Genomic DNA, 22,768 nt, shown 5'->3' on the forward strand with positions numbered 1-22,768 from the left:
GACCCGCGGGCCATGGTCCCCTCCCGGTCGGCGGACCGGGAAGGGAGCCGGCCGGACGTTACCGGCGGCCCGCGGGTCGGGTGACTGCTTGGAATGGGCCGGGTGTGTACGCGGGGCGCACACGGTCCGGCACCGAATCGCTGATGGTGACGGGCCTAGCCCGCAGCCACCTCACGCGTCCGGATCTCATACATCTGCCGAACCACCTCCCTTCTCGTGTACCTCCACCGTAGGAAGCCGCCGCGAGCGGTTCAACGGAATTTCGTCCGCACAACGATTTCCGGGAACCCGATGTGCGATGCGTCACGTTCGAGTTCAATGGGGCAGGGTTGGCAAGCGGCACTCGCGGTTGACGGCGGCAGGCCGCGATCGATCGGGTCCGACCGCGTTGCGACCACAGTTGACGGCGCAGGAGCACACGGCAGGGGGTGCCAGGTGACTGCTTCCCGGCGCAGTGGATCCACCGGCGAACTGGGCGAGTCCGGCGCGGAGCCCGGCCTGCCACCCGGCGGTACGGAGTCCGGGGCGGGAACCGGCTCGGGATCCGGACCGGTGTCCGGGGGCCCGGCCGCGGGCGCCGACCCCGAACCCGGTCCCGACAGCGCGCTGCTCACCTCCCTCCTCGACGGCATGGACGCCGCCCTGTGCGCGTTCGACGAGAACGGCACGGTCACCCACTGGAACCGGGAGGCCGAGCGGCTCCTCGGGTGGAGCGCCGAGGAGGCCGTGGGGCGCCAGGGCCTCGGCGGTTGGGCGGTGCGCGAGGCGGACGAGGCCGACGTCCGGGAGCAACTCCTCGCCACCATGCGCGCGGACGGCCGCCAGGTCCACGAGTTCGCGCTGCTCACCAAGGGCGGCTGCCGGGTGCTGGTACGTACCCAGGCCGCCGCCGTACGCGGACCCTCGGGCGACGAGGCCGGGGTGTACTGGGCCTTCAGCGAGGTGCACGCGCAGATCGATCTGGAGCGGTCCATAGCCCTCAGCGAGGCACTGTTCGAGGAGGCCTCCTGGGGTGTGGTCCTGGTCGACGCCGATCTGCGGCCCGCTGTGGTCAACACCTGCGCCGCCCGCGCCTTCGGCTGCGGCCGCGCCGGGCTGCTCGGCCGCCCGCTCGGCGATCTGCTCACCCAGGGCGTCGACGAACTGGAGAGCGCGCTGGTCCACGTCCTCGCCGAAGGCGCCCCGCCCGCGCCGACCGAGATGTGGGTGACCGTGCGCACCCCCGAGGGCGAGCGCCGCCGCTGCTGGCGCAGCGGATTCGTGCGGCTTTCCTCGCCGCTGTCCGAGGAACCCGTGCCGCTGGGCGTGGGCTGGCTGTTCCAGGACATCACCGAGTCCCGGCTCGCCGAGCAGGAGGCGGCCCGACTCCGGTTCCGTACCCACCAGTTGCACCGCGCGGCGCTCGCGGCGGCCGAGTGCGAGGACCCGCGGGAGGCCGCCGTGGTCCAACTCGACTTCGCCCTCGCCGGGTTCGCCGACCACGCCCTGCTCGACGTGGCCTCGGGCGAGGATCCGGTACGTCTGGTCCGGGCGGCGTCCACCCCGGCGGGCACCCACGGACCGGGCCTGGCGACCGGGCGGTCCGGCATCCCGGTGAGCTACCCGGAGGGCCACCCGGCCCTGCAGTGCGTACAGCGGGCGGGGTCGGTACGGGCGGACGCCACCGGCCGCGAGGACGACACCCGGGGCTGGGCCGGGGCCCGGCAGTGGCCCGAGGACGCGGTGCACGCGCTGTGCGTGGTGCTGCGCAGCAGGGCCAGGACCCTCGGCGCGGTCACCTTCCTGCGCGGCGCGAACCGCCCCGCCTTCGGCCGCGACGACGCCCTGTACGCGGAGAGCGTGGCGGCCCGCGTCGCGACCTCGCTGGACCTCGCCGAGGGCGGGGCGTGACCCTCACCGGTCGCTGAGGCTCACCGACGGGTCAGGTGCAGTCACCGGTGGAAGACGCGGCTCGCCGACAGAAGATGCGGCTCACCGATGGAGGAAGCGGCTCACCGATAGAAGATCCGGTCCCCGTACTCCTCGAACACCCGCCGGTTCCACTCCGTACCGCCGTCGACGTTGCCGGACCTGAGCAGGGGCACGTCCGCGCCCCGGCGGGCGAGTTCCCCGGCGGTGGCGGCGAGGACGGCCTGCAGCAGTGCGCTGGTGACCGGTGTGGAGACCGGCGCGAACGGCGCGTCGATGCCTTCGGCCGTCAACTGGGCGTCGCCCACCGGGACATGGGTGTCCAGGACCAGGTCGCAGTGGTCGGCGAGGCGGGTGCCCGAGGGGTGGCAGGGCTCGGTGGCCGCGACATAGGCGAGCGAGGTGACACCGATGGTGCGCAGGCCCTTCTCGCGCGCCCGGATCGCCATCTCCACCGGCAGCACATTGCGGCCCGACAGGGAGATCAGCAGGAGCAAGTCCCCTTCCGCGGCAGGGGAGTTGTCGAGTACGGCGGTGGCCAGGCCCGCCACGCGTTCCAGTGCCGAGCCGAGGGTGGCGGGCGCCTCGACCCCTGCGGCGCCCGGGACCTGGAGCAGGTTCACCAGCGCGAGCCCGCCCGCGCGGTAGACGAGGTCCTGGGCGAGGAGCGCGGAGTGCCCGGCGCCGAAGGCGAACAGCCGCCCGCCGCCGATGACCGTGTCGGCGAGCAGACCGGCCGCCGCGGCGGCGACCTCGGACTGCTCCTCGCGCACCCGGGCCAGCAGCGCGAGGGTGGCGTCGAGATACTCCCGCGCGAGACCGGTCCCGGGCGACGGCGCACGCCCCGCCCCCGCCCGCACTTCCGCCGCCCCTTCCCACGCCTCCCGCGAGCCGTCCGGGCCGTGCGCGCCCCGCTCCCCCGCCGCACCCTGCTCCCCCTGCGCCCCGCTCACCCGCGTACCGCCTTCCATCCGTCTTTAGTCGGCCCCGTGCCCGGTGACCGCCCGGTCACCGGGCCGGTCGCCACCCGGCTCCACCAAGCTCCCGCCCGGCTTCCCGCCCGGCCCGTCGCACCGGCGGAACCGCGCCCGCCGTACCGTCGTTCTTCACGTACCGGACACCCTGCGGTGTCACAGGCATCACACTGTGCCGTCGCTCACCGTCGGCGCTGGGCAGCTGCTGTGTCAACACAGGGGACTTGGGGTCGGGAATCCCGCGGATGCGTCAGAATTGACGCAGGGCGGCTGCAGCACGACGGCGAGCCACCGCACCGAACGGCGAATTCGAGGGGCACGTATGTCCGCACTGATCGACACCACGGAGATGTATCTGCGCACCATCCTCGAGCTCGAGGAGGAAGGTGTGGTCCCCATGCGCGCCCGTATCGCCGAGCGCCTCGACCAGAGCGGCCCAACCGTCAGCCAGACGGTGGCGCGGATGGAGCGCGACGGTCTGGTGTCCGTGGCCAGCGACCGGCACCTGCAGCTCACCGAGGAGGGCCGTCGGCTCGCGACCCGGGTGATGCGCAAGCACCGGCTCGCCGAGTGCCTGCTCGTCGACGTGATCGGCCTGGAGTGGGAGCAGGTGCACGCCGAGGCCTGCCGCTGGGAGCACGTGATGAGCGAGGCCGTGGAGCGCCGGGTGCTCGAACTGTTGCGGCACCCGACCGAGTCCCCGTACGGCAACCCGATCCCCGGTCTGGAGGAGCTCGGCGAGAAGGACGGCGCCGATCCCTTCCTCGACGAGTCGCTGGTCGCGCTCTCGGAGCTGGACACCGGCGAGGACGGCAAGACGGTCGTGGTGCGCCGGATCGGCGAGCCGATCCAGACCGACGCGCAGCTGATGTACACGCTGCGGCGGGCCGGTCTGCAGCCGGGCGCGGTGGTCAGTGTCACGCAGTCGCCGGGCGGGGTGCTCGTCGGCAGCGGCGGCGAGGCCGCGGAGCTGGACACGGACATCGCCTCGCACGTCTTCGTCGCCAAGCGCTGAGGCCCGCCGCGACACGGGCGGCACACGCAAAGCGGCCCCGGCGCCTTACGACGCCGGGGCCTTCCTCCCCTGTTCCGACCCGGAGCCCCGAGCTCCCAGGGTCGGTCCCGTCGGACCGTCTTTCCCCGAGCGGCCCGCCTCCCGGTCCGAATCTCCCCGCGAGGCCGGGGAGCAATCCTGGAGCGGTGTCACTCGTCCGAGGGGTCCTGACGGCTCAGCACATGTTTTCGAATGGGGGTTCGATAACGTGGTGTACGTGGAGTACGTGGGGTCAGCACACCGGAGCAGAGTGGCGGACGGTGAGGGGGTGCCCGGCCGATGGCACGGCACATGGAGGTGACCGGCAGCGGCGGTGTCCGGCTCGCCGCGCGGGAGTTCACCGGCACCCGCGAGCCCGCCGGGACGGCCGAGGCGGCCGGTCCCCTGCCGGGAGTGTTATTGCTGCACGGCCTGATGGGCTGCGCCGCGCACTGGGAGTCCACGGCCGACTGGCTGGCGCCCCGGTTCCGTACGGTCGCCCTCGACCAGCGCGGTCACGGCCGCAGCGAGAAACCCGCCACCGGGCCCTGGACCCGGGAGGCCTACGTCGCCGACGCCGAGGCGGCCGTTGAACAACTGGGGCTCGGGCCCGCCGTACTGATCGGCCACTCGATGGGCGCGCTGACCGCCTGGCAGCTCGCGGCCCGGCGGCCCGATCTGGTGCGGGCCCTGGTCATCTGCGACATGCGCGCCTCCGCGCTCGGGGCGGCCAGCCAGCGGGCCTGGGAGGACTGGTTCGGGAGCTGGCCGCTGCCGTTCGCCTCGCTCGACGCGGTGCGCCGCTGGTTCGGCGCGGACGATCCGCGCCTGGAGCGGCCCGACCCGAGCCGCGGCGCGTTCTACGCGAGGGTGATGCGGCAGACCGGGGACGGCTGGCGCCCGGTCTTCGAGCCCCGGCAGATGCTCAGCTCGCGCGAACGGTGGGTCTACGACGCCCACTGGGACGACCTCGCCGCGGTGCGCTGCCCGACGCTGGTGGTTCGCGGCCTGGACGGCGAACTCGGCCGCGCCGAGGCGCAGGAGATGGTGAGGGTACTGCCGCACGGCGCCTACGCCGAGGTCCCCGAGGCCGGACACCTCGTCCACCACGACCGGCCCGAGGACTGGCGGGCCGTGGTGGAACCCTTCCTCGAAGGGGCGCTCCGCCCCAAGGACGACCCCGCCCAGACGACGGCCCGGGCCACCCCCGTAGTACCGCCGCAGTCCCAACTCCCCTCGCGGATCGAGCCGTTCAGGGACTGAGCCCGTTCAGAGACCGAGCCATTCAGAGATCGAGCGTTCAGGGACTGAGCCGCTCCACCCGCCACGCCGCCGCCCCCGCCGCCGGGCCCTCGCCGATACGTACGTAACGCAGCCTGTCGTGCAGCCTGTTGCCGCGCCCCTGCCAGAACTCCACGGTGGACGGGGCGAGTCGGTAGCCGCCCCAGTCCGGCGGTACCGGGACCTCGCTGCCGACCGGATAGCGGGCGTTCAACTCGGCCCAGGCGCGGTCGAGTTCGTCCCGGGAGGCGATCACCTCGGACTGGGCGCTGGCCCAGGCGCCGAGCTGGGAGCCGTGCGGGCGGGCGTGGAAGTAGGCCGCCGTCTCCTCGGGGGCGATCCGGCCGACGGTGCCGGTGACGTGGACCTGGCGGGCCATCGCGTGCCAGGGGAAGAGCAGCGCGGCGTGCGGGTTGGCGCTCAGCTCGCGGGCCTTGCGGGAGCGGTAGTTGGTGAAGAAGACGAAGCCGCTGGCGTCGTACTGCTTCATCAGGACGGTGCGGGCGCTCGGGCGGCCCTGCTCGTCGGCGGTGGACAGGACCATCGCGTTGGGCTCGTAGAGGCCGCCGAGCATCGCGGATTCGGCGGCCTCGCGGAACCACCGGCCGAACTGGGTCATCGGGTCGGCGGCGAGCGCCTCGGCGTCGATGCCCTCGGCGCGGTACTGCTCGCGCATGGCCGCGGGGTCGAAGGCGGCTTCCGGGAGGCGTTCGACACTGTCAGGGTGCGCTGGGTCTCTCACGCGGTCATCCTGCCGCATACGGACGGAGGTTCGCCTCCGCCGCCGGAACGGGACAAAAGCTGCCGCGTACCCGTCGACGGGTGGCACCCGGCAGTGGCAGAGTGGCACTGAGTGCCGCACAATCGCCATGGCGATGGCACAGAGGGGCACACATGCTGCCGTCGCCACCGCGGCGCGCAGCACCAGGAGCAGAGCCGCCGACCACCGTCGCACCCTGAGGAGCCGCCTGATGTCCGACTTCGTACCCGGACTCGAAGGAGTCGTCGCGTTCGAGACGGAGATCGCCGAACCCGACAAGGAAGGCGGCGCCCTTCGATACCGGGGCGTCGACATCGAGGACCTCGTCGGCAACGTCTCCTTCGGCAATGTGTGGGGGCTGCTGGTCGACGGCGCCTTCAACCCGGGCCTGCCGCCCGCCGAGCCGTTCCCGATCCCGGTGCACTCCGGCGACATCCGTGTCGACGTGCAGTCGGCGCTGGCCATGCTCGCGCCGGTCTGGGGCCTGCGGCCGCTGCTCGACATCGACGAGGCCCGGGCCCGCGACGACCTGGCCCGCGCTGCCGTGATGGCCTTGTCGTACGTGGCCCAGTCGGCGCGCGGGCAGGGGCGCCCGATGGTGCCGCAGCGCGAGATCGACAAGGCGCAGTCGGTGGTGGAGCGGTTCATGATCCGCTGGCGCGGCGAGCCCGACCCGCGCCATGTCGCCGCCGTCGACGCCTACTGGACCTCGGCCGCCGAGCACGGCATGAACGCCTCCACGTTCACCGCCCGGGTCATCGCCTCCACCGGCGCCGACGTGGCCGCGGCCCTCTCCGGCGCGGTCGGCGCCATGTCCGGCCCGCTGCACGGCGGCGCCCCGTCCCGGGTGCTGCACATGATCGAGGAGATCGAGCGCACCGGCGACGCCACCGCGTACGTGAAGAGTGCCCTGGACAAGGGCGAGCGTCTGATGGGCTTCGGGCACCGCGTCTACCGGGCCGAGGACCCGCGCGCCCGGGTGCTCCGGCGTACCGCCCGCGAGCTGGGCGCGCCCCGTTTCGAGGTCGCCGAGGCGCTGGAGAAGGCGGCGCTCGCCGAGCTGCACGCCCGGCGCCCGGACCGGGTGCTGGCCACCAACGTCGAGTTCTGGGCGGCCATCGTCCTGGACTTCGCGGAGGTCCCGGCGCACATGTTCACCTCGATGTTCACCTGTGCCCGTACCGCGGGCTGGTCGGCGCACATCCTGGAGCAGAAGCGCACCGGCCGTCTGGTCCGCCCCTCCGCCCGCTACGTGGGGCCCGGCTCGCGCCCGCCGCAGTCCGTGTCGGGCTTCGAGGACATCAAGGGCTGAGCCCCGCCGCTCGGGGGCGCCGCAGTCCGGCGCCCCCGTCGGCTCGGCCCGCGTCAGCCCAGCGCCCCGTCCAGGATCCGCCCCCACTCGGCGACGACCCGCTCCCGGCGGGCGGTGTCGTCGGTGAGGAGGTTGGCCAGGCCCAGGCCCCGGGCCATGTCGAGGAGACCCTGGACGCTCTCGCGGGCGCCGGGGCGGGACTCGTCCACGCCGAGCAGTTCGACGGCGATCCGGTGCGTCTCGCGGCCGACCCTGGCCTCCAGCTCGGCGACGCGTGCGCCGAGCTGCTCCTCGTTGGCGGCGGCGACCCACAGGTGCAGGGCAGCCACGAACAGCGGCCCGGTGTACAGGTCGACCAGGGCGGCGACGACGGCCCCGCGGTCGGCGCCGCCCTCGGGGAACAGGGCGCGCAGGGCGGTGGAGCGTTCCTCGGCGACGTACTCGACGGCCGCGGTGAACAGGTCCTCGCGGGTCGGGAAGTGGTGCTGGGCGGCGCCGCGGGAGACCCCCGCGCGTTCGGCGACGACGGAGACCGTCGAGCCCGTCCAGCCGCGTTCGGCCAGACAGGACACGGCGGCTTCGAGCAGCCGCTGCCGGGTGGCCCGGCTGCGGTCCTGCTTGGGCGGCGTCACCAGACCCATGCGGCATCCCGTCGTTCGAGGAAAGCGGTCATCCCTTCACGTGCCGTGTCGGTGGTGAACAGCCGCGCCGACAGCGCGACCAGGTCCGCCGCCTGTGCGTCGAAGGTGTCCAGCACCCTAACCGTCAGGAGTTTCTTCGTCTCGGCCAGGCCCTCGGGTGCGGACCTGCGCAGCCCGTCGAGCATCGGCGCGAGCGCCTCGTCGACGTCGGCCCCGGCCGTGGTCACCAGGCCCATCGCGGCGGCCTCGGCCGGGCCGAACTTCTCCCCGGTCAGGTAGTAGCGGGCCACCGTACGCGGGTCCAGGCGAGGAAGCAGCGGCAGCGAGATCACCGCCGGGGCCACGCCGATACGGACCTCGGTGAAGGCGAAGGTGGCCGCATCGGAGGCCGCGCTCAGGTCGCAGGCGCCGAGCAGTCCGAGGCCCCCGGCCCGTACGTGGCCGTCGATCCGGGCCACCACCGGCTTGGGCAGTTCCACGATCTGCCGCAGCAGCGCCACGAAGGCCTTCGGGTCCGGCGGGTCGCGCAGGTCGGCTCCGGCGCAGAAGGTGGTGCCGGAGTGGGTGAGGATCACGGCGCGTACGCTCTCGTCCTCACCGCAGGCCCTCAGCTCCGCGGACAGGTCCTCGACCAGGGCCGCGGACAGGGCGTTGCGGCGCTCTGGGGCGTCCAGGCTGAGCGTGACGAATCCGTGCTGCCTGCTGCGGCCGACTGTCATGTGGTCTTCCCTTCCGTGTGTGCGGCCCGCCCCGCGGGCACGGTCTGCTCGCCGGGTGTGGCCTACTCGCTGGGTACGGGCTGCTCGCCGGGTACAGACTGCTCGCCGGGCACGGCCAACTTCCCGTACACCTCCCGCAGTTCACGCCGCAGGATCTTCCCGCTGACGGCGCGCGGCACCGAGGCGACGAACTCCACCCGGCGGACCTTCTTGTACGGGGCCACGCGCGCGGCGACGTAGGCCATGACCTGCTCGGCGTCCAGGTCGTCCGCGCCTGGCGCGCGCACCACGCAGGCCAGCGGGATCTCGGTGCCGTCCGGCTCCTGTACGCCGATCACGGCGGCGTCGGCCACCGCGTCGTGGGTGAGCAGCAGGGCCTCCAGTTCGGCGGGAGCGACCTGGTAACCCTTGTACTTGATCAGTTCCTTGACCCGGTCGACGACGAACAGCCAGCCGTCGGAGTCGACTTGGCCGATGTCGCCGGTGTGCAGCCAGCCCTCGGGGTCGATCATCGCGCCGGTGTCCTCGGGGCGGCCGAGGTAGCCCTTCATCACCTGCGGTCCGCGGAACAGGAGTTCGCCGCGTTCGCCGGGGCCGAGGTCGCGGCCGTCCTCGTCGACGACGCGCATCTCGGTGCCCGCCACGAGTTTGCCGACGGTGCCCGGCGGGACATCCCTGGCGCCGAGCGGGACGACATGGGTGCCGGGCGAGAGCTCGGTCATGCCGTAGGCCTGGGCGATCGGGCCGATGCCGAGGCGGGCGCCGCAGGCGCGGGCCAGTTCGGCGTCCAGCGGGGCGGCGGCGCTGATGGCGTACCGGACCGAGGAGAGGTCGTAGTCGTCCACGCTCGGGTGCTTGGCGAGGGCGAGCGCGATCGGCGGGGCGATGTACAGGCCGGTGATGCGCTGGTCCTGGATGGCCTTCAGGAAGGTCTCCAGGTCGAAGCGGGGCAGGACGACGACACTGGCGCCGTGCCGCAGGGGCGAGTTGAGCAGCGCGGTGAGGCCGTAGATGTGGAAGAAGGGGAGCACCGCGAGGATGCGGTCCTCCGCTGTGACGGGCATCAGGGGGTACAGCTGGGCCAGGTTGGTGGCGATCGAGCGGTGGGTGAGCATGACGCCCTTGGGGGCGCCGGTGGTACCCGAGGAGTACGGCAGTACGGCGATGTCGTGCACCGGGTCGACGGTGACCCGGGGCTCGGCCGCCGTCTCCTCGGGCACGGCGAGCATGCCGAGCAGCGACTGGTGCCCCTCGGCCCGGTCGCAGACCATGATCTCCCGTATGCCGCCCGCGAGTTCGGCCGCCGCGCGGGCGGTGGCGAGCAGCGGCGAGACGGTCACGATCCAGCTCGCGCCGCTGTCGCGGAGCTGTTTGGCGAACTCCTCGGCGGTGGCCAGCGGGTGCACCGTGGTCACCGAGGCGCCCGCCCGGGTGGCGCCGTAGAAGGCCATCGGGAAGGCGAGGGTGTTGGGGCTGTGCAGGGCCAGGACGTCGCCCTTGGTCAGGCCCGCCGCGGCGAGTCCGGCCGCCACCCGGCGGTGGAAGGCGTCGAGTTGGGCGTAGCTGACGACGGTGCCGTCGACTCCGTCGATCAGTGCGGGCGCCTCGCCGCGGGCGGCCGCCTGCCCCAGCACCGCCTCGTGGATGGGCAGTTCGATCGCCGGGACGTTCTCGTACTCGCTGACGTACACCATGCTGACTCCGCTCCCAAGTCGTCACCCGGTGGCCCCGGGGCCTGTTCCGAAGTCCCGCGGAACAGGCCCTGGATCCCGCCCGCCTTTCCCCAAGTAGAGCCGGATCAGTACGACTTGGGGAGACCCAGGCTCTGGTGGGAGACAAAGTTGAGGATCATCTCGCGGCTGACCGGGGCGATCCGGGCGACCCGGGCGCCGGTGATCAGCGAGGCGAGGCCGAACTCGCGGGTCAGGCCGTTGCCCCCGAGGGTGTGCACGGCCTGGTCGACGGCCTTCACACAGGCCTCGGCGGCGGCGTACTTGGCCATGTTGGCGGCCTCGCCCGCACCCATGTCGTCACCCGCGTCGTAGAGCCGGGCGGCCTTCTGCATCATCAACTGGGCCAGTTCCAGCTCGATATGGGCGACCGCGAGCGGGTGCGCGATGGCCTGGTGGGCGCCGATGGGCTGCTTCCAGACGGTGCGCTCGCGGGCGTAGGACAGCGCCTTGTCCAGGGCGAAGCGGCCCATGCCGAGCGCGAACGCGGCGGTCATGATCCGCTCGGGGTTCAGACCCGCGAAGAGCTGGAGCAGACCGGCGTCCTCGTCGCCGACCAGGGCCTCGGCGGGCAGCCGTACGTCGTCCAGGACCAGCTCGAACTGCCGCTCGGCGGCGTGCAGTTCCATGTCGATGGGGTTGCGGGTGAAGCCCTCGGCGTCGCGCGGCACGATGAACAGACAGGGCTTGAGCTTGCCGGTGCGGGCGTCCTCGGTGCGGCCGACGATCAGGGTGGCGTCCGCGATGTCCACCCCGGAGACGAAGACCTTGCGGCCGGTGAGCAGCCAGTCGCCGTTGTCGTCGCGGCGGGCGGTGGTGGTGATGCGGTGCGAGTTGGAGCCCGCGTCCGGCTCGGTGATGCCGAAGGCCATGATGCGGCTGCCGTCGGCCAGGCCCGGCAGCCACTCGCGCTTTTGCGCCTCGGTGCCGAAGCGGGCGATGACGGTGCCGGTGATCGCGGGCGAGACGATCATCATCAGGAGCGGCGAGCCGCCGGCCCCCAACTCCTCAAGGACCAGGGCCGACTCGTATATCCCGGCGCCACCGCCGCCGTACTCCTCGGGCAGGCTGACCCCCACATAGCCGAGCTTGGCGGCCTCGCGGTGCAGCTCGTGGGGGTACTCGCCCGCCTCGACGGTCTTCATCATGTAGTCGCGGCCGTACTTCTTGCTGAAGGCGGCCACGGCCTCGCGCAGGGCCTGCTGTTCCTCGGTCTCCAGGACGGGAGCGGTCACGGGGTGTCCTCCACGGTCTTGTTGTCGTGCGCGGTGGTGTCAGTCACGTGCGGTGTCGTCGTGCGCGGTGCTGTCGTCGTGCCCGGTGCTGTCGGTCACGCGTCCTGCGCGGTGTCGTCCTGCGCGGTGGCGTCGCTGCTGACCACCGCCAGTACGGCGCCGACCTCGACCTGGTGGCCGACGGCGGCGGGCAGGGCGGTGAGCGTTCCGGAGGCGGGAGCGGCGATGCGGTGCTCCATCTTCATCGCCTCCAGCCAGACCAGCGGGTCCCCGGCTTCGACCCGGTCGCCCACCGCGAGCCCCTCGGCGAGGCGGATGACGGTGCCGGGCATCGGGGCGAGCAGGGAGCCGGGCGCGCGCTGCTCGCTCGGGTCGGGGAAGCGGGGCAGCGCGGTCAGGGTGTACGCGCCCTCCGCGGTGTCGACGTGGACCCGGCTCCCGTACCGGCCGACGGTGAACCGCCGCCGCACGCCGTCGACTTCGAGCACCACCGAGCCGGGCGCCGCCTCGCTCACCCGTACGCCGGGCAGGTCCACGGGTTCCAGGCCCTCGCGCAGCGCCCGGTAGCGGACCTCGATCTCGCCGCCGGGTCCGGCGTAGCGCCGGGACTGCGACTGTGAGGGCAGGTTGCGCCAGCCGCCGAAGGTGCGAGTGCCGGGCTGGACGCCGCCGGGGCGGCCCGCGTCGTTGGCGGCGGGAGCGCTCGCGGTGCGTTCGGCGCTGTCGGCGAGGGCGGCGGCGAGCGCGGCGACGGCCACCGCACGCTCCTCCAACTCCCCTGCCGAATCGGTGAGTTCGGTGGCGTGGCGCTCGTAGAAGCCGGTGTCGAGTCCGGTCAGGAGCAGGCCGCCGGGGGCGCCCGCGTCCGGGGTGCCGGTGAACTCGGGGTGCCGCAGGGAGCGCACGAGCAGGTCGCGGTTGGTGACCGGGCCGTGCAGTACGGCGCGTCGCAGGGTGCCCGCGAGGGTGCGTACCGCTTCGGCGCGGGTCGGCGCCCAGGCGATGACCTTGGCGAGCATGGCGTCGTAGTGCACACCGACGGTGTCGCCGCTGGCGTAACCGGCGTCCAGACGTACCGAGTTGGGGGTCGTGCCGAGTTCGAAGCGGTGCAGGGTGCCGGTCTGCGGCAGCCAGCCCTGTGCGGGGTCCTCGGCGTACAGGCGGGCCTCCACGGCGTGGCCGCGCGGCGCGGGCGGCTCGGTGTCGAGCGCGCCGCCCTCGGCGATCCGCAGTTGCAGGGCGACCAGGTCGAGGCCGAACACGGCCTCGGTGACGGGGTGTTCGACCTGGAGGCGGGTGTTCATCTCCAGGAAGTACGCCTGCTCGCCGCGGACCAGGAACTCCACGGTCCCGGCGCCGGTGTAGCCGATGGCGCGGGCCGCCGCGACGGCCGCCGCGTGCAACTCCTCGCGCAGCGCCCGGCTCAGGCCGGGCGCCGGGGCCTCCTCGATGACCTTCTGGTGGCGGCGCTGGAGCGAGCAGTCGCGGGTGCCGAGCGCCCAGACGGTGCCGTGCGCATCGGCGAGCACCTGCACCTCGACGTGCCGCCCGCGCTCCAGGTACGGCTCGACGAACACCTCACCGTCCCCGAAGGCGCTCGCGGCCTCCGCCCGCGCCGCCTCCAACTCCTGTGGCAGGTCGGCTAGTTGGCGTACGACGCGCATACCGCGTCCGCCGCCGCCCGCAGCCGCCTTCACCAGTACCGGCAGATCGGCCTCGGTGACGGCGGCCGGATCCAGCGGGGCGAGCAGCGGAACCCCGGCGGCGGCCATGAGCTCCTTGGCGCGGGTCTTGGACGCCATCGACTCGATCGCCTCGGGCGGCGGACCGATCCACAGCAGTCCGGCGCCCTGCACCGCGCGGGCGAACTCGGCGTTCTCGGACAGGAATCCGTACCCCGGGTGGACCGCGTCCGCGCCCGCGGCCTGGGCCGCCTTCACCAGCAGCTCGCCGCGCAGATAGGTCTCGGCGGGCGTGTTGCCGGGCAGCCGTACCGCCGACTCGGCCTGCCGGGTGTGCAGGGCCCGCTCGTCCGCGTCCGAGTGCACGGCCACGGTGGCGATGCCGAGCTCGCGGCAGGTGCGGAAGATACGGCAGGCGATCTCGCCGCGGTTGGCGACCAGGACGGAGCCGATCTCGCGAACTTCCGCCGGACGCGCGGCAGTCGGCCGCATGGGCTGCGTCGTCTGCGTGATCTCGTTGCTCATTTTCCGCCTCACATCCGGAAGACGCCGAAGCCGCCACGTGCGCCCTCGACGGGTGCCGTGTGGATCGCGGACAGGGACATACCGAGCACGGTGCGGGTGTCGCGCGGGTCGATGACGCCGTCGTCGTACAGCCGCCCGGACAGGAACATGGGCAGCGACTCGGCCTCTATCTGCTGCTCGACCATGGCGCGCAGCGCCGCGTCCTGCTCCTCGTCGAACGGCTTGCCCCTGGCGGCGGCCGACTCGCGCATCACGATCGACATCACCCCGGCCAGCTGCTGCGGGCCCATCACCGCGGACTTGGCGCTCGGCCAGGCGAACAGGAACCGCGGCTCGTAGGCCCGCCCGCACATGCCGTAGTGACCGGCCCCGTAGGAGGCGCCGAGCAGCACCGACAGATGGGGCACCTTCGAGTTGGAGACGGCGTTGATCATCATCGCGCCGTGCTTGATGATGCCGCCCTGTTCGTACCGCGCGCCGACCATGTAGCCGGTCGTGTTGTGCAGGAACACCAGCGGGATGTCGCGCTGGTTGGCCAACTGGATGAACTGCGCGGCCTTTTGGGACTCGGCGCTGAACAGCACACCCTGGGCGTTGGCCAGGATGCCGACCGGGTAGCCGTGCAGGTGCGCCCAGCCGGTGACCAGGCTCGGCCCGTACAGCGGCTTGAACTCGTCGAAGTCGGAGCCGTCGACGATCCGGGCGATGACCTCGCGCGGGTCGAAGGGGATCTTCAGATCGCCGGGCACGATGCCGAGGAGTTCCTCCGGGTCGTACTTCGGCGCCTTCGCCACGGCCGGATCGGCGTACGCCTTGCGGTGGTTGAGGCGGCCGACCACCCGGCGGGCCTGGCGCAGCGCGTCCGGCTCGTCGAGGGCGAAGTAGTCGGCGAGCCCGGAGGTGCGGGCGTGCATCTCGGCGCCGCCGAGCGACTCGTCGTCGCTCTCCTCGCCGGTGGCCATCTTCACCAGCGGCGGACCGCCGAGGAAGACCTTGGAGCGCTCCTTGACCATGATCACGTGGTCGGACATACCGGGGATGTACGCGCCGCCCGCCGTCGAGTTGCCGAAGACCACGGCCACGGTGGGAATCCCGGCGGCGGACAGCCGCGTGATGTCGCGGAACAGGGCGCCGCCCGGGATGAAGATCTCCTTCTGCGAGGGCAGGTCGGCGCCACCGGACTCGACCAGGCTGATGCAGGGCAGCCTGTTGGCGAAGGCGATCTCGTTGCCGCGCAGCGCCTTCTTCAGCGTCCACGGGTTGCTGGCGCCGCCGCGCACCGTCGGGTCGTTGGCGGTGATCAGGCACTCCACGCCCTCGACAGTGCCGATGCCGCAGATCAGCGAGGCGCCGACGGCGTACTCGCTGCCCCAGGCGGCGAGCGGCGACAGCTCCAGGAACGGGGTGTCGGGGTCGAGCAGCAGCTCGATGCGCTCACGGGCGAGCAGTTTGCCGCGCCCCCGGTGGCGGTCCAGATACTTCTGGCCGCCGCCGTCGAGCGCCTTGTTCTGCTCGGTGTGCAGTTCGGCGAGCTTGCCGAGCATGTGCTCACGGTTCGCCGTGTATTCGGGTGCGCTCGCGTCGAGCGCGGTGGGCAGGACGGTCACGAGTGGGTCCCCTCGCTGCTGGGCTGCTGCCGTACCTCGTCGGGCAGAAGCGCGGCGGGAATGTCGAGATGGCGGGCGCGCAGCCATTCGCCGAGCCCTTTGGCCTGCGGGTCGAACCGGGCCTGGGAGGCCACGCCCTCACCGAGCAGGCCCTGGACGACGAAGTTCAGCGCCCGCAGGCCGGGCAGTACGTGCCGGGTCACCGGCAACTCGGCGCACTCCGGCAGGAGTTCGCGGAGCCTGTCGACGGTGAGCGTGTGCACCAGCCAGGGCCAGGCGGCGTCCTCGCGCACCCAGAGCCCGATGTTGGCGCTGCCGCCCTTGTCGCCACTGCGCGCACCTGCGATACGGCCGAGCGGGGCGCGCAGGGTCTTCGCGGGCGCCGGGGCCGGGGGCAGTGGGGGCTCGGGAAGTTCGGCCAGGGTGAGGGTGACGGCGGGCGCGGGCACCGGCTCGCGCAGTCCGTCGGGCAGGACCGCGGTGTGCGTGACGGAGTCCTGCGCGGCCCACGCGGCCTCGAAGACGCCGTACGGCGCGCCCTTGGACGGCGGCGCCGTCAGCGTGAATCCCGGATAGCTGGCAAGCGCCAGCTCCACGGCGGCCGCGCTCACCGGCCGCCCGACCACACTCTGGTCCGGGTCCCGCACCACCAGCCTGAGCAGCGCGCTGGCCGTCTCCTCGGTGGCGGCGTCGGCCCGGTCGGTGCGGGCCAGTTCCCAACGCACCTCGGCCGGGGGCGACTTGGCGAGTACCTCGTCGAGCTGGGCCTTGATCAGATCCGCCTTGGCCTCGATGTCGAGCCCGGTCAGGACGAAGACGACCTCGTTGCGGAAGCCGCCGAGCCGGTTCAGGCCCACCTTCAGCGCGGGCGGCGGCGCCTCGCCCCGTACGCCGTCGATACGGACCCGGTCGACTCCCTCGGCGGTCAGCCGTACGGTGTCGAGGCGGGCGGTGACGTCGGGTCCCGCGTACCGGGCGCCCTGGGTCTCGTAGAGCAGTTGGGCGGTGACGGTGCCGACGTCGACGCGGCCGCCGGTGCCGTCGTGCTTGGTGATGACGCTGGAGCCGTCCTCGTGGATCTCGGCGAGCGGGAAGCCGGGGCGCCGCAGCAACTCCCGTACGGCTTCCCGGTTTTCGCCGAGCGAGGTGAAGAAGGCGTAGTTGCCGCCGGTGGCCTGGGTGCCGCATTCGAGGACATGCCCGGCGATAACGGCACCGGCCAGCCGGTCGTAGTACGGATCGCCGGCGCGTGCCGCCTCCGGCGACGGCGGCCGCCAGCCGAAGTGCGCGGCGGCACTGCCGCTGACCAGCGCGGCGTCGGTGACCCGCCCGGTCACCACGACATCGGCGCCCGCCCGCAGACAGGCCGCGATGCCCTCGCCGCCGAGATAGGCGTTGGCGGTGAGCACGCCCTCGCCCCAGCCTCCGCGCGCCAGCAGGTCGTCGCCCTCGACATGGGCGACTCGTACGTCCAGGCCGAGGCGTTCGGCGAGTGCGCGGACGCGGTTGGCCAGCGCGGCCGGGGCGAGCCCTCCGGCGTTGCTGACGAGCCGGACCCCGCGCTCGCGGGCGAGGCCGAGGCACTCCTCCAGCTGCCGCAGATAGGTCTTGGCGTAGCCGAGGTCGGAGTCGCGCAGCCGGTCGCGGCCGAGGATGAGCATGGTCAGCTCGGCCAGATAGTCGCCGGTCAGCACGTCGAGCGGGCCGCCGGTGAGCATCTCGCGCATGGCCTCGAACCGGTCCCCGTAGAAGCCGGAGGCGTTGCCGATCCGCAGGGCGGGGACGGGGGCGGGGGCCGGGTTCGCGGGATCTGGGGCAGAGGCCGGGCTCGTGGGCTCGGGGGCGGGCGTCATCCGTCGGCTCCCGGTCGCTCGGCGGAGACCGCGGTGGCGCGGGCGGCTTCGGCGGCTCGGGGGGCTTCGGCGGCGGGCCGTCGTCCCTTGCCGGGTGGTCCGGCGAAGGCCTGGACGATGTCGAGCCAGTGGTCGGCGTCGGGGCCCTCGGCGCGCAGGGCGACCTCGCCGCGGTGCACGCGCTGGGTGGCGAGCAGACAGAAGTCGTGGGCGGTTCCGGTGACCCGCTGGGGCGCGTCCTCGGGGCCGTAGGTCCACAACTGGCCGGAGGGGGCGGTGAGTTCGATGCGGAAGGGCTCGGTGGGCGGGGTCAGCCCGTTGGCCTGGAAGGCGAAGTCGCGGGCGCGGACGCCGATGTGCACCACGTTCTTCAGCCGGTCGGTGGGCGCGCGCCGTACGCCGAGCGCGTCGGCCACGTCCTGGCCGTGCGCCCAGGTCTCCATCAGCCGCCCGGTCGCCACCGAGGCGGCGGACATCGGCGGGCCGAACCACGGGAACTTCACCCCGGGGGCGGCCTCGCCCAGTGCCCGCTGAAGCCGGACGCGTCCGGCCCGCCAGTCGGCGAGCAGCTCGGCGGGCGGCAGCGCGGCACCGCGGGCGGCACCCTCGTCGACGAAGGTGTCCGGCGCCTTGAACGCCTTCTCCAGCTCGGCGGCGAAGCCCTGGGCGTCGGTCAGGGCGAGCAGCGCGGCCCGGTCCGTCCAGGCCAGATGCGCGATCTGGTGGGCGACGCTCCAGCCCTCGGCGGGCGTCGGCAGCGCCCACTGCTCCGGCGCCAACTCCCTTACCAGCGCGTCGAGTTCCTCTCCCTCGGCACGCAGATCCTCGAACACGGGCAACGGGTCGGACACGGAGCACTCCCCTCGGCACGGCGGCTTGCAGGGAGCATGGCACCGGAGGAGAAAACAAGCAAGCGTGCTTGTATTGTTTTTACCCGGGGTAACAGCGGGCGGGTGGAGAGCCGCTCAGGAGCTGGTGGCAGGGCTGCCGGCCGGACTGCCGGCAGCCCTGGCGACAGGACCGGCGGCGGGACTCAGCGGCCCGCGGCCTGCCGGGTGTGGGTACGTACCGCGCCCATGCTGGCGGCGACCACCAGGACGATCGCCATGGTCTCGGCCACCGAGAGCGCCTGGCTCAGGATGAGCAGCCCCGCGAGCGCCGCGACGGCCGGTTCGAGGCTCATCATGACCGCGAAGGAGGCGGCGGGCATACGGCGCAGGGCGAGGAGTTCGAGGGTGTAGGGCAGTACGGAGGACAGGACGGCGACGGCCGCGCCGAGGGCCACCGTGGTCGGCACCGCGAGCTTCGCCCCCGACTCCGCGAGACCGACGGGGAGCATCAGCAGCGCGGCGACGAGCATGGCCAGCGCGAGCCCGTCGGCCTGCGGGAAGCGGCGGCCGGTACGGGCGCTGAAGAGGATGTACGCCGCCCACATCACGCCCGCCCCGAGGGCGAACGCGGCACCGGCCGGGTCCAGCCCGTCGAATCCGCCGCCGCCGAGCAGGAAGACACCGGCGAGCGCGAGCCCGGCCCACAGCACGTTGATCAGCCGCCGCGAGGTGAGCACCGACAGGGCCAGCGGCCCGAGCACCTCCAGGGTGACGGCGGGGCCGATCGGCATCCGCGCGATCGACTGGTAGAACAGCGCGTTCATGGCGGCCATCACCGCGCCGAAGGCGAGCACGGTGCCCCAGTCGGCGCGCGAGTGCCCGCGCAGTGAGGGGCGGCAGATGACCATCAGGACCAGCGCGGCGACGGCCAGGCGCAGCGAGACCACACCGAGCGCACCGGCCCGGGGCATCAGCTTCACCGCGAGCGCGCCGCCGAACTGCACCGAGATGCCGCCCGCGAGCACCAGACCGACCGGGCCGAGGGTCGTCTTCCCGGAGGTCCGTGCGGAGGACGCCGCGGCGTCCGCGGGACCGGTGGCGGCGGCTCCCCCGGCGGCGAGGTCAGGGGTGCCCGCCCGGACGGCTTTCCGGGAGGAGTAGTTCAGGGGCATGGCAGCAGGTTACACATGACCGGTGCATCTTGGTGAACCGCATGGTTCAGAGTAATGAACGATCTTGAGGGGTTCGGGGTTGGCGTCCGCCGGTGTCCGCTGCCCGCCCGGCGCGCTCGCCCGGTGGGCGCAGACCGAGGACGAGTTCGGCGTCCGCCGGTGTCCGCTGCTCACCCGGCGAGCTCGTCCCGTGGGCGCACGCCGGGTGGGAACGCCGCCGCCGGACTAAAATCGAGCTGTGAATCCGCGCCGCCTGGCGCCCGCGCTGGTCGCCTGCCTGCTCGCGACGGCCCTCTCGTCCTGTGGCGAAGGGGGGTCGGGGGCGACGGTCGTGGTCAACGCCGAGGTCTACACGCTCGACCGCGACCAACCGTGGGCGGAGGCGTTCGCCTACGACGCCGACGGGAAGATCACGGCGGTCGGCTCCGAGTCGGACGTGCGCGCGAAGGCCGGCAGCGGTGCGAAGGAGATCGACGCCCGCGGCAACATGGTGCTCCCCGGCTTCCAGGACACCCATCTGCACGTCCCCGAGGCGGGCATCAACCGCGACCTGTGCCCCATGGAGAGCGGGAGCACGCTCGCCGAGTACGAGGACATGGCCGCCGACTGCGCCGCCGAACAGCCCGACTCCGAATGGGTACGCGCGGCCGGGCCGTCGATCTTCGATCTGCTCGACTCCGACGAACCCCCCATCGACGTACTCGACCGGGCGATCCCCGACCGTCCGGCGCTGATCCTCGACGACCTCGGCCATGCGGTGTGGACCAACAGCGCGGGCCTGAAGGCCGCGGGGATCGAAGCCGACGATCGCGACCCGCAGGGCGGCATCTACGGGCGTGACCCCGAGACCGGCCGGCTCAACGGCCTCCTGCTCGAGAACGCGCAGCAGCGCATCCGCAACGCCGCCGCCCCCGACGGCGAGACCGTCTACAAGGGGCTGCTCGTCGCGCTCGACGAGCTGGCGAAGAACGGGGTCACCAGCGTCAGCGACGCGGGCGGATTCTGGGGCCAGGACCACCCGGCCGCCTGGCAGCGGGCCCTGAAGGAGGACAAGCTGTCCGTCCGGGCGGTCAACAGCCTGTACCTCTACCCCGACGTCGGCATGGAGAAGCAACTCGCCGAGTTCGAGCGGCGGTTCAGCGACGACCCCGACAGCCTGCTGCAGTTCGACACGGCGAAGATCTACGTCGACGGGATCCTCGACCTCGGCACCGCGTGGATGCTCAAGCCCTACGACGAGCCGGTCAACCCCGAACACCCGTCAGGATTCCCGTACTTCAAGCGCGACCAGCTCCGCACCTATGTGTCCGAGCTCCACCGGATCGGCTACCGGATGCACTTCCACGTCATCGGAGACGCCGCGACCCGCGCGGCGCTCGACGCGGTCGAGGCCATCGAGGCCGACAGCGGCGAGGTCGCCGACCGACGCCACCGCACCACGCACACCTACCTCGTCCAGCCCGACGACATCGAACGCTTCGCCGAGCTCGGCGTCATCGCCGACTTCCAGGTGGGCCCGGAGGCGGTCGACCCCGCCTACCACGAGCAGCTCTCGGCCTCCATCGGCGATCGGGCGTTCGACCTGATCCCCGTCGAGAAACTGCTCGACGCCGACGCGCAGGTCTCCCTGTCGAGCGACTGGGACGCCGACCCACTGTCACCGTTCGGCATCATCGAGCGGGCGGTCACCCGCGAGACCAACGCCGTGAACGACGTCGGGACCGCCATCCGGCTCGTCACGGCCGACGCCGCCCACGCACTCGGACAGGACGACATCACCGGCTCGATCAAGGTCGGCAAGCAGGCCGACTACGTCGTCGTCGACCAGAACCTGCTGGAGGTCCCCGTCGACAGGGTCGATGAGACGAAGGTGCTCCTCACCGTGCTGGCCGGGCACAGTACGTATCAGGCGGCGGGTTTCGACAGGTGACACCCGGTCAGGGGCTGGTCGCGTGCGACCGTCAGGCCGCCCGGCCGAGCCGGGTCGAGCCCGTCCGAGACCGTCCGAGACCAGCGATCCGAGCCGCCCGGCGATACGGCCCAGCGGCTGCGCGCTGCGCTTGGTGACCGGGAGCGGACCCACGCCCACGGCCGAATTCAATGGACAGCTCGTGTCCGGCCCACCGATAGTGCGGCGCATGACCTCACTTGTGCGACACCTCACCTTCGACTGCTCCGACGCCTACGAGCAGGCCCGTTTCTGGGCCGGCGTCCTCGGCGGCACCATCGCCGAGGACGACTTCCCCGGCGACCCCGAGGCCCTGGTCACGGCGCCCGGTACGACGCTGCTCTTCGTGACGGTGCCGGACGCCAAGACCGTGAAGAACCGGGTCCATGTCGACCTTCAGCCGCAGGACCGCGGTCGCGACGAGGAGGTCGACCGCCTCCTCGCGCTGGGCGCCACACTCGTCGGCGACCACCGCGTGCCCGACGGGAGGGGCTGGGTGACGCTCGCCGACCCGGAGGGCAACGAGTTCTGCGTGGAGCGGAGTGCGGCGGAGCGGGCCGGAAGTTAGGCCTTGTCCGCATAGTCCGGCCTGCCCCGCGACGCCTGGGCGGCGGGGCGGGCGGAAACTGTGCTTTCCCTGTGATGTCCAACTGGAAACCGCCCAGGGGCCCCGGAGCGTCGGTATCGTCGCGACCATGATGACGGCCAAGTCAGGGGTGAGGTGGGCTGGTTGAGCGGGGTGGTCGTCCACCTGCCGGGTGCCGGAGCCGGGCAGGCCGGAGACACCGGACAGACCGGGCAGGCCGGACAGACGCTGCGGCTGGGGCCGGGCGAGGCGGTCCGTTTCGGCCGGGGTTCGGCGACGGTGCCGGTCGAGCTGCGACTCGACGACGAGGCGGTGTCCCGGCTGGCCGGGGAGATCCGCGCCACCGACGACCACTGGCAGCTGAGCAACTACAGCGCCACGCACAGCTATCTGGTCGAGAACCCGGAGGGCGCCGGGGAGTACCTGCGCGTGCCGCCGCGGCGCACCGGTGCCCCCATCCCCTTCGAGTTCTCCCGCGTGGTGCTGCCCGCGCGCGGCGGCACCGTCTCCTTCCAGGTGTTCGCGCCCGATCACGTCTACCTCGACGCGGACGCCGTCGCCGGACCCTTCGGCGGGCGCACCGTCGCCGCGTACTCGCTCGACGAGACCGCCACGTACTTCCTGGTACTGCTCGCCCTGTGCGAACCCCGGCTGCGGGACGTCTCGCCGATGGCCGTACCGACCACCCCGCAGGTCGTCGAGCGGTTGCGCGGGCACCCGGCCTGCGCCCGGCTCACCGCCCGCGCGGTCAGCTCCCACATCGACTACCTCGCCGACGAGAAGATGCGCCTGAGCCCGCCCGCCGGGGACGCCGAGAGCCGCGCGGGCCGCCGCACCGGCAAGCGGGAATCTCTCGTCGGCGTCGCCCTGCGGTTCGGTCTGGTCCGCGAGGAACACCTGGCGCTGCTCCCGCCGCGGCCCCGCGGCGCGGAGGGCGGCCGGTGAGACGCGGAGGGTGGCCGGTGAGACGGG

At 72.8% G+C, this 22,768-nt stretch carries 18 protein-coding genes; 7 read left to right on the plus strand and 11 right to left on the minus strand.

Annotated elements, in window-relative coordinates; translation table 11 throughout:
- Positions 1–435 precede the first annotated feature (435 nt).
- Positions 436–1,890 (plus strand): PAS domain-containing protein, encoded by a 1,455-nt coding sequence (locus tag HUT18_RS13035; protein WP_254878570.1) that lies wholly within the window; start codon positions 436–438, stop codon positions 1,888–1,890.
- A 101-nt stretch (positions 1,891–1,991) separates the two neighbouring features.
- On the opposite strand, the gene HUT18_RS13040 is transcribed toward HUT18_RS13035, so the two are convergent.
- The gene (locus HUT18_RS13040; RefSeq protein ID WP_254878994.1) at positions 1,992–2,768 is read right to left on the minus strand and encodes an SIS domain-containing protein; all 777 of its coding nucleotides are present in this window, start codon (positions 2,766–2,768) and stop codon (positions 1,992–1,994) included.
- 436 nt (positions 2,769–3,204) lie between these two features.
- Between HUT18_RS13040 and HUT18_RS13045 the strand changes: the two genes are divergently transcribed.
- Together HUT18_RS13045 and HUT18_RS13050 are read left to right on the plus strand one after the other, a co-directional pair.
- Positions 3,205–3,897, plus strand: coding sequence for a metal-dependent transcriptional regulator (locus HUT18_RS13045; protein ID WP_176100635.1), 693 nt, complete (start codon positions 3,205–3,207; stop codon positions 3,895–3,897).
- 318 nt (positions 3,898–4,215) lie between these two features.
- Entirely contained in the window at positions 4,216–5,178 is a 963-nt protein-coding gene (locus HUT18_RS13050; protein ID WP_176100637.1) for an alpha/beta fold hydrolase, read from the plus strand.
- A gap of 37 nt (positions 5,179–5,215) precedes the next feature.
- On the opposite strand, the gene pdxH is transcribed toward HUT18_RS13050, so the two are convergent.
- The gene (pdxH, locus tag HUT18_RS13055) at positions 5,216–5,872 is read right to left on the minus strand and encodes a pyridoxamine 5'-phosphate oxidase (RefSeq protein WP_254878995.1); all 657 of its coding nucleotides are present in this window, start codon (positions 5,870–5,872) and stop codon (positions 5,216–5,218) included.
- Positions 5,873–6,167: 295 nt separating this feature from the next.
- On the opposite strand from pdxH, the gene HUT18_RS13060 reads away from it, so the two are divergent.
- The gene (locus HUT18_RS13060) at positions 6,168–7,268 is read left to right on the plus strand and encodes a citrate synthase 2 (RefSeq protein WP_176100641.1); all 1,101 of its coding nucleotides are present in this window, start codon (positions 6,168–6,170) and stop codon (positions 7,266–7,268) included.
- Positions 7,269–7,321: 53 nt separating this feature from the next.
- On the opposite strand, the gene HUT18_RS13065 is transcribed toward HUT18_RS13060, so the two are convergent.
- From HUT18_RS13065 to HUT18_RS13105, 9 genes are all read right to left on the minus strand, one after another.
- On the minus strand, positions 7,322–7,909 hold the full coding sequence (locus tag HUT18_RS13065; RefSeq protein WP_176100643.1) for a TetR/AcrR family transcriptional regulator: 588 nt from the start codon (positions 7,907–7,909) through the stop codon (positions 7,322–7,324).
- Positions 7,897–8,628, minus strand: a complete 732-nt coding sequence (locus tag HUT18_RS13070; protein ID WP_176100645.1) for an enoyl-CoA hydratase family protein — start codon at positions 8,626–8,628, stop codon at positions 7,897–7,899. Before HUT18_RS13070 ends, HUT18_RS13065 begins: the two co-directional genes overlap by 13 nt.
- A 62-nt stretch (positions 8,629–8,690) precedes the next feature.
- Positions 8,691–10,319, minus strand: a complete 1,629-nt coding sequence (locus HUT18_RS13075) for a 4-coumarate--CoA ligase family protein (RefSeq protein ID WP_176104478.1) — start codon at positions 10,317–10,319, stop codon at positions 8,691–8,693.
- Between the two features lie 107 nt (positions 10,320–10,426).
- Entirely contained in the window at positions 10,427–11,593 is a 1,167-nt protein-coding gene (locus HUT18_RS13080; protein WP_176100646.1) for an acyl-CoA dehydrogenase family protein, read from the minus strand.
- Between the two features lie 95 nt (positions 11,594–11,688).
- On the minus strand, positions 11,689–13,767 hold the full coding sequence (locus tag HUT18_RS13085; protein WP_176104479.1) for a biotin carboxylase N-terminal domain-containing protein: 2,079 nt from the start codon (positions 13,765–13,767) through the stop codon (positions 11,689–11,691).
- Positions 13,768–13,808: 41 nt separating this feature from the next.
- Positions 13,809–15,407: an acyl-CoA carboxylase subunit beta gene (locus HUT18_RS13090; RefSeq protein WP_176100648.1), complete on the minus strand. Its 1,599-nt coding sequence runs from the start codon at positions 15,405–15,407 to the stop codon at positions 13,809–13,811.
- A complete protein-coding gene (locus tag HUT18_RS13095) occupies positions 15,404–17,260 on the minus strand; it encodes an acyclic terpene utilization AtuA family protein (RefSeq protein WP_176100650.1) in 1,857 nt (618 codons plus the stop codon). The genes HUT18_RS13090 and HUT18_RS13095 overlap by 4 nt, the downstream gene beginning before the upstream one ends.
- Positions 17,257–18,111 carry a TIGR03084 family metal-binding protein gene (locus tag HUT18_RS13100; protein ID WP_176100652.1) on the minus strand — a complete coding sequence of 285 codons (855 nt, stop codon included), beginning with the start codon at positions 18,109–18,111 and terminating at the stop codon, positions 17,257–17,259. Before HUT18_RS13100 ends, HUT18_RS13095 begins: the two co-directional genes overlap by 4 nt.
- A 182-nt stretch (positions 18,112–18,293) precedes the next feature.
- Positions 18,294–19,262, minus strand: coding sequence for a DMT family transporter (locus HUT18_RS13105; RefSeq protein ID WP_176100654.1), 969 nt, complete (start codon positions 19,260–19,262; stop codon positions 18,294–18,296).
- Positions 19,263–19,500: 238 nt separating this feature from the next.
- On the opposite strand from HUT18_RS13105, the gene HUT18_RS13110 reads away from it, so the two are divergent.
- The 3 genes from HUT18_RS13110 (at position 19,501) to HUT18_RS13120 (ending at position 22,741) form a co-directional block, all read left to right on the plus strand.
- Positions 19,501–21,192, plus strand: a complete 1,692-nt coding sequence (locus HUT18_RS13110; protein WP_176100656.1) for an amidohydrolase — start codon at positions 19,501–19,503, stop codon at positions 21,190–21,192.
- A 208-nt stretch (positions 21,193–21,400) separates the two neighbouring features.
- Entirely contained in the window at positions 21,401–21,778 is a 378-nt protein-coding gene (locus tag HUT18_RS13115; RefSeq protein WP_176100658.1) for a VOC family protein, read from the plus strand.
- 183 nt (positions 21,779–21,961) lie between these two features.
- Positions 21,962–22,741: a serine/threonine protein kinase gene (locus tag HUT18_RS13120; RefSeq protein ID WP_254878996.1), complete on the plus strand. Its 780-nt coding sequence runs from the start codon at positions 21,962–21,964 to the stop codon at positions 22,739–22,741.
- Positions 22,742–22,768: the final 27 nt, after the last annotated feature.

It is taken from the genome of Streptomyces sp. NA04227 (assembly GCF_013364195.1).
In the GTDB taxonomy this organism is placed as follows: Bacteria; Actinomycetota; Actinomycetes; order Streptomycetales; family Streptomycetaceae; genus Streptomyces.

What these genes read in the sequence shown, in the direction of transcription:
- HUT18_RS13105 (WP_176100654.1), bottom strand. Translation starts at nt 19,262, where the DNA reads ATGCCCCTGAACTACTCCTCCCGGAAAGCCGTCCGGGCGGGCACCCCT.
- HUT18_RS13095 (WP_176100650.1), bottom strand. Translation starts at nt 17,260, where the DNA reads ATGACGCCCGCCCCCGAGCCCACGAGCCCGGCCTCTGCCCCAGATCCC.
- HUT18_RS13070 (WP_176100645.1), bottom strand. Translation starts at nt 8,628, where the DNA reads ATGACAGTCGGCCGCAGCAGGCAGCACGGATTCGTCACGCTCAGCCTG.
- HUT18_RS13065 (WP_176100643.1), bottom strand. Translation starts at nt 7,909, where the DNA reads ATGGGTCTGGTGACGCCGCCCAAGCAGGACCGCAGCCGGGCCACCCGG.
- pdxH (WP_254878995.1), bottom strand. Translation starts at nt 5,872, where the DNA reads ATGCGCGAGCAGTACCGCGCCGAGGGCATCGACGCCGAGGCGCTCGCC.
- HUT18_RS13050 (WP_176100637.1), top strand. Translation starts at nt 4,216, where the DNA reads ATGGCACGGCACATGGAGGTGACCGGCAGCGGCGGTGTCCGGCTCGCC.
- HUT18_RS13060 (WP_176100641.1), top strand. Translation starts at nt 6,168, where the DNA reads ATGTCCGACTTCGTACCCGGACTCGAAGGAGTCGTCGCGTTCGAGACG.
- HUT18_RS13115 (WP_176100658.1), top strand. Translation starts at nt 21,401, where the DNA reads ATGACCTCACTTGTGCGACACCTCACCTTCGACTGCTCCGACGCCTAC.
- HUT18_RS13045 (WP_176100635.1), top strand. Translation starts at nt 3,205, where the DNA reads ATGTCCGCACTGATCGACACCACGGAGATGTATCTGCGCACCATCCTC.
- HUT18_RS13085 (WP_176104479.1), bottom strand. Translation starts at nt 13,767, where the DNA reads ATGCGGCCGACTGCCGCGCGTCCGGCGGAAGTTCGCGAGATCGGCTCC.